This is a genomic window from Gilliamella sp. Choc4-2, assembly GCF_001690355.1.
Taxonomy (GTDB): Bacteria; Pseudomonadota; Gammaproteobacteria; order Enterobacterales; family Orbaceae; genus Gilliamella; species Gilliamella apicola_A.
On sequence record NZ_LZHG01000060.1, the window covers coordinates 230125 to 237060 of the forward strand.

Below are 6936 nucleotides of genomic sequence, written 5' to 3' on the forward strand. Positions count from 1 at the left end.
TTTAAATGATAAAATATCACTATTGTTCAACTATAAAATACATAATCAATAGGCAATTGCCATAAAAAAGTACTAATAATTAATAATTTTTTTAAATTTCCTTTATTTTATTTCAGTTGTTTTCATTAAAGTGCAAAGGTAGAATGCATCAATCACAAAACATTATCAAAGCAAATATTGGAGTTGAATAAGTGAAAATATCTGCGCGTAAAGTTTTGCCTTGGTCGTTCATAGAATATTTCACACGCTACCGCCAATTCTTAGCTCTACTATTTGGTCTATCTATCTTTTTTATTGCACTTATAGTGTGTTGGCATTTACTAAAAGAAATTAATCTAAATGATTTAAACCAAGCTGCACATAAATTATCAGCAAATACCATTATATTTTCATGCTTATCAGCTATAGGTAGTTACTTAATGTTAATCGGCTATGAATGGTCTGCTGCCTATTATGCGGGTGTAAAATTAAAGCCGTCAGTTATCGCTCTTGGCGGGATTTGTGCCTCAGCTATTGGAAATGCGGTAGGGCTATCTGCACTTTCAGGTGGCGCCGTGCGTTGTCGCCTCTACTTTAAACATGGCTTAACCACCATTGATGTAGCAAGAATATCTATATTCGTTACTCTTTCTTTAGGATTAACTTTCCCTTTACTAGCAGCTATTGCCGCATTAATTGAAACTAAAAATATTGCCATTGCACTGCATTTATCAACAAAAAGTATAAGTTTAATCGCCAGTAGCATACTTTGTCTTTATTTAGCATTATCAATTTATTTATATTGTAATCGACTACCTCAAAGACCTAATAACTATACTAGATTATTCCAACTATTTCATTGGAGTATTCGTTTACCTAACTTACGTTTAGCGTCATACCAATATTTAATAACCTTATTTGATGCTATTTTTGCAGGAGCAATTCTCTATTTTCTATTGCCAACCCACCCGACTTTTATCACTTTTATCATGATCTATATTTTGGCATTAGTCGCAGGTACATTAAGTCATATACCGGGTGGTGTAGGTGTTTTTGAAGCAATTATGCTTGGTGCTTTTTCATCCGAAATCGGCACTGCATCTTTAACCGTTGCATTAGTGATCTACCGAATTATTTATATTCTAATTCCCCTTATTATTGCTGGTATCTTATTACTAATAAATGAAAGCAAACATCATTTAACTACGCATCAAGTAAAAGAAAGGGAAACCGGTTTTGCCGCGCCTGTTATGTCAGCCTCGTTATTTTTTGCAGGTATCATCATGATGTTTTCAAGCCTCACACCTGGCTTCAATCACCCATTTATTAATAACTTCATTCCTAGTAAAGTGGTCAATTTTGCCCATTTATTTGCTAGCTTAATTGGCGTTTTATGCCTATTACTTGCGATGGGATTGCGTCGTCGCCTAAGTTCTGCATGGAGTTTGTCAGTCATTTTATTATTTATCGGCAGTCTACTTTCAATATTACGAGGACTGCACTGGATCGAAGCATTAGTATTATGCACAATTGCACTATCACTCATTAAATTCAGACATGCTTTTTATCGCAAAAGCCGCTTAAGCATTTTGCCATTCTCTTTTAAATCTTTTACGATTTGTTTTTGCTTAATTGCCCTATTTATTTGGCTAATTTTATTTATTTATCAAGATGTACCATACAGCCATTCATTATGGTGGCAATTAGAATTAGATAGCCGAGTACCTCGTGCACTGCGCGCAGCATTAGGAAGTTTTATTTTATTAACTTGCATCATGTTATTTTGGCTATTTCGACCAGCATTACCTATCTTAACTAGTCCTAAAAAAAATGAACTTGATAAAGCCTATCAAATCATTTTAGATTCAAAGCAGCCAGAAGGAGGGCTTGCGATGAGCGGTGATAAATCACTACTCTTCAATGAATCTAAAACCGCCTTTATTATGTATGCAAGGCGAGGAAGAAGCATGATTGCCCTTTATGATCCAATTGGTAATAATACAGATCGTGCTGATTTAATATGGGCTTACCGCGATTTATGCGATCAACATCACTTACGTCCTGTTTTTTACCAAGTTAAAGCCTGTAATTTACCCTTTTATATGGACATTGGTCTACGAACAATAAAACTAGGTGAAGAAGCTTTAGTGGATTTAGAAAGATTCGACCTTTCATCTAAAGGTTATAAAGATCTCCGTTACACATGGAATCGAGGTCAACGTGATGGTCTATCACTAATATTTTATCCTCCAGGTACCGCACCGCTTGATGAATTAAAAATTGTATCTGATGAATGGTTAAAAAGTAAAAATGGGAAAGAAAAACAATTTTCTTTAGGTGCCTTCTCAAAAGAATATCTAGATAACTTCACCATTGCGGTTATCAAACATGAAGGACGTATTATTGCTTTTGTTAATTTGTTAGAAACCAACCAACATGAAAAATCAAGTATCGATATAATGCGTGTTGTTCAACAAATCCCTAAATTAACAATGGAGTTCCTAATGGTTGGATTAATTCTCCATTATCAAGAAAAAGGGTACAAATATTTCAGTTTGGGAATGGTTCCCCTTTCGGGCATGCATCGACGGCGAGGAGCGCCATTAATTCAAAGACTCGGGGCATTAGTTTTTAGACGTGGAGGACGATTCTATAATTTTCAAGGATTACGGCGCTTTAAAGACAAATTTGCCACCCATTGGGAGCCACGCTACATGGCTGTGCCAGCTGGATTAGATCCATTCGTTGCATTAATTGATACAACCATGCTCATTTCTGGTGGAATAACGGGTTTAAAAAAAAACAAGAGCCAATAAAATGAAAAAAATTATCCGCTACATTTTATTAGTTATTATCTTACTATTCATTGTACTACTTACGACTATTGGATGGTACTTTATTAAAAACCACACAAATGCATCAGTAAAAACAATCACAATTAACAAAGATTTTGAGCTAATCTCGGCTAGCCCTAAACGGTCAGCCGAAGCAGCAGCAATTATTGTGGCAACAAAAGAAAACCATTTCACGGCAGAACAATTATTTGACTTATCTGAAAAAATGGGTGCCAAACTGGTACAATTTGAACTACAACCCCAAGCAAGTTGTAGCGAACAACAAAACCGATTTAATCAAGCAGCAAAGATTTTAAATGAATCCAATTTTGCTGTTGCAGGTATGCAAGAAGGTGCTGCCTTTGCTTATCGTTGGTTAGCTCAGCAACAACGTGATGATGCAAAAGCGCTATCTATTGAATTTACATTAGAACATAAAGATTGTGATACCCCACTGCCTACTCAAGCAAACCATGGCAGTTGGCAAGTCATTTGGAATAATCCACCAGAAGAAAAAACCGCTGTATTTCCTCGAGAACAAAAAAAGATTAATGTCACCACATTAATAGGAGAATACCAAGCTTCACCCGTAGAATTATTAACTTTGCATTTATCATCAATATTATTTGGTAAACATGAACAATTACCAATAATTGAATTGCCAGCAAAAAAGAATGAAGTTCATCCTAAAACAGTTACATTTTACTACTCAGGTGATGGTGGATGGCGTGATTTAGATAAAGTATCTGCCGAATACATAGCAACACATGGTTATAATGTTGTGGGTATTGATGCATTAAAACTATTTTGGCAACACCGCTCTGTTGCACGTAGTGCTCAAGATTTAAGTTATTTAATGCAACAATATCGTGAAAAATGGGGCATAACTAAGTTTATCCTTGCTGGCTACTCTTTCGGAGGTGATATTTTACCCGCTTTATATAATCGCCTATCACCCGATGAACAAAAAAGCATCCAAGCTTTGGTAATGATTGCCTTTTCAAAAAATGCCAACTTTGAAATTGAAATCAGTGGTTGGCTTGGTCAATCAGGTGATGAAATGAAGACCGCTCCAGAAGTAGATAAAATCCCAGCTACAAAATTATTTTGTATCTATGGTGAAGAAGAAAAAGAAGATACAGGCTGCTTACAACCTGAAATGAAAGGGGAAGCATTTCAATTACCGGGTGGACACCATTTTGACGAAAATTATGAACATCTTGGACAAATTATTATGGATGCAATCGACAACCGAATAAAATAACGAAGACGCCTAATAATAAAAAGGAGCCGTTCAAAATGGCGCCTTCTTAAATAATTAAATCATTTTTAACATCATACAATCTAACTTTTCTTAACACGAACCTTCGCTCCAGATAATAGCACACCACAAAGTGTAAACAATGTACCTATCGCAGTAATCCAAGTAAAAGGCTCACCCAAAACAATAATGGCGCCAATAATAGTAAGAACAGGCACTAAATAAAGATAAACACTTATTTTAACCGCCCCAACTAATTTAACGGCATAATTCCAAGACGCAAAACAGATAGCCGAAGCGCCTACACCTAAAAACAAAATATTCAACAAATTAACTGGATCGACAAAACGAAATAAATTCCATTCAAAATCAAAAAATGATAGTGCTGGTAACATCAACAATAATCCATAAAAAAAGAAGCGACGTGTCAGCAAAATAGTATTATAACCATAATTACTACTCAACTTAGTTAAAATCGAATAACAAGCCCAAAACACACAAGCCAACATAGCAAGCAAATCACCGAGTAGGTTAAGCGAAAGCACAAATTTACCATTAAAACTAATTAACCCCACACCAATAATCGCAAATAAACAGCCAATATAAAACCGCTTAGGTGGTGCTTCAGTTTTTAAAAAGAATAGCGAAAAGATTGCAGTAAATATTGGTGCCAAAGTGGTAATCACCCCAACATTCGAAGCTGTTGTATAAGTAAGAGCGATATTTTCACATAAAAAATAACAAGTAACACCACATAACCCGGCACATAAAAACATCAATTCTTGTTTTACCCCTTGCCAAGCAAAAAAACGAGGCGCTAAAATCCATAACGTGGCATAACCAAGTCCAAAGCGAAAAAACAAAATTTCAACTGGCTTAAAATTAATTAACAACACTTTGGTTGCAATAAATGTTGTTCCCCAAAGGAACACAGTTATTAACGCAATTAAATGCCCTTGTACTCTTCTTGAAAATAACATGATCATTCTCTCTGCTTACATAAAAACCTTATGCGATAAAATAGTAAATGATAGTACACAAAATAAATTCCAAATAAAATTACTTTACAAACTTAATAACAACAAATAGTACTATTTTAATAATTAGCGCAGTGAATAATACCCATTTTCTTTTATAAAAATGCATTTTACAAAAAACAATAAAATTAGAGGAAGTGAATAAATGACCTATTGGTAAACGCAGGATAAAAAAAATCCACTCGAAAACTCAAGTGGAGGGCAAAAAATGAAAAAACGTAATCCATTAATATAGACAAGTGAAAACGCAAAAAGTTCAAAAAAATTTCATTTATTTTTTTATTTCACCAAAATATTTAATAACCGAATGATTTTTAACTATTAAAAAAATAAAAAATAAAATAATTTTTATCAAATAGTATTTAATTACTTTCAAAAAGTCACTTTTTAACAAAAATCGCCTTACCATTACCTTAATCACACTTAACTATTGAATTTTTAAGACTCATTTATTAATTCCCCGCTCTTTCTGTTGCATAAACTCAGTTCAGGTTGTATTCGCACTTGATTTCACCTATAATGCCACGATATTACCCATAGGTAATAACCACATTTGGGGCTGATTCTGGATTCGACGGGATTTGCGAAACCCAAGGTGCATGCCGAGGTGCGGTAGGCCTCGTAAATAAACCGCAAAAAAATAGTCGCAAACGACGAAAACTACGCACTAGCAGCTTAATAACCTGTATAGAGCCTTCTCTCCCTAGCCTCCGCTCGTAGGACGGGGATCAAGAGGAGTCAAACCCAAACGAGATCGTGTGGAAGCCTTGCTTGGGGCGGAAGCATTAAATTTAATCAAGCTAGTCTACCAGTAGCGTGTTTGTTCGCAGCGGGTAGATGAAATTCAAAAACAAACTACGCATGTAGTACCGAGGATGTAGAGATTTCGGACGCGGGTTCAACTCCCGCCAGCTCCACCAACCAATCTTACCCTATCCACATTAAGTTAAATTTATAAATAAATTTGTATTTAACATACCATTGAGATGTATCTAATTTAATTTCATCATAAACATCAAACTTTTTCATAATATGCACTAAAAATAGCATAATTGCCTACCAACGTTATTCAATAACTTTAGAGCCTTTACAAAAAATTAAGCCAATAATAATGATATTTACAAAAACAAAATTAACACACTCAAAGCACAGAAAACCAAGTAAAAACCGCATTTCCAAAGGCTAAAAAAAATGTTCTACATTAAGTTATCCTACTAGTTTAATTCATAATTTTTGTAAAAAAAACTTGAAAAATTTAACAAAACAACGTAATTTGCTGCTTCTAATAAAGTTACCATTATCGGTTATTAAAATAAGTCTTAACCAATGTTAAGTGAATTAAATGTTGTAAATTTGGTATGGATTTAACAAAGCAATTAGCGGCAATGCCAACAAAATGAGCAAATCATTTTTTAAATCTAATGATCTTTGATCACATTAGAAAACAGAATAATAAATTAAGTATTAAATTTGAATGAAACGAGGATAATAAGAGGAATATACGGTGAGAGGATTAGACAAAATCATCGAACAAGCAGGACAAGCAGGGAAAGACTTGCTTAGCCAATTAACAAATAAAGTTAGCCATAACCGTTACACACTAACCATTGATGAACTCAGCACTCCTATATCGGTGTTAAACGTCAAAGGCGAAGAGGCCTTAAACCAGCTGTGGCATTACACCATTACTTTTACCAGCGCCAATAAAACCCTATCTACCGATGCTTTTTTAAACCAACCGGCTACTTTCTCATTTAATTCTGTTGTAAGCGATGCGCTCAGTTCTGCAATCCGTGCCTTGGGTGATTTTACCAATGATAAAAGC

At 34.7% G+C, this 6936-nt stretch carries 4 protein-coding genes and 1 other RNA gene; 4 read left to right on the forward strand and 1 reads right to left on the reverse strand.

Features of this window, described 5'->3' with window-relative positions:
* Positions 1-191 precede the first annotated feature (191 nt).
* Together mprF and A9G34_RS08705 are read left to right on the forward strand one after the other, a co-directional pair.
* Positions 192-2795: a bifunctional lysylphosphatidylglycerol flippase/synthetase MprF gene (mprF, locus tag A9G34_RS08700; protein ID WP_065569467.1), complete on the forward strand. Its 2604-nt coding sequence runs from the start codon at positions 192-194 to the stop codon at positions 2793-2795.
* Position 2796: 1 nt separating this feature from the next.
* Positions 2797-4077 (forward strand): virulence factor family protein, encoded by a 1281-nt coding sequence (locus A9G34_RS08705; RefSeq protein ID WP_065569468.1) that lies wholly within the window; start codon positions 2797-2799, stop codon positions 4075-4077.
* A gap of 80 nt (positions 4078-4157) precedes the next feature.
* Here the strand turns inward: A9G34_RS08705 and A9G34_RS08710 are convergent, their stop codons facing one another.
* On the reverse strand, positions 4158-5060 hold the full coding sequence (locus tag A9G34_RS08710) for a DMT family transporter (RefSeq protein WP_218055710.1): 903 nt from the start codon (positions 5058-5060) through the stop codon (positions 4158-4160).
* Between the two features lie 606 nt (positions 5061-5666).
* Between A9G34_RS08710 and ssrA the strand changes: the two genes are divergently transcribed.
* Positions 5667-6031: a transfer-messenger RNA gene (ssrA, locus tag A9G34_RS08715) on the forward strand.
* 584 nt (positions 6032-6615) lie between these two features.
* The coding region (locus tag A9G34_RS08720; protein ID WP_141670385.1) for a hypothetical protein at positions 6616-6936 on the forward strand (321 nt) is incomplete at its 3' end.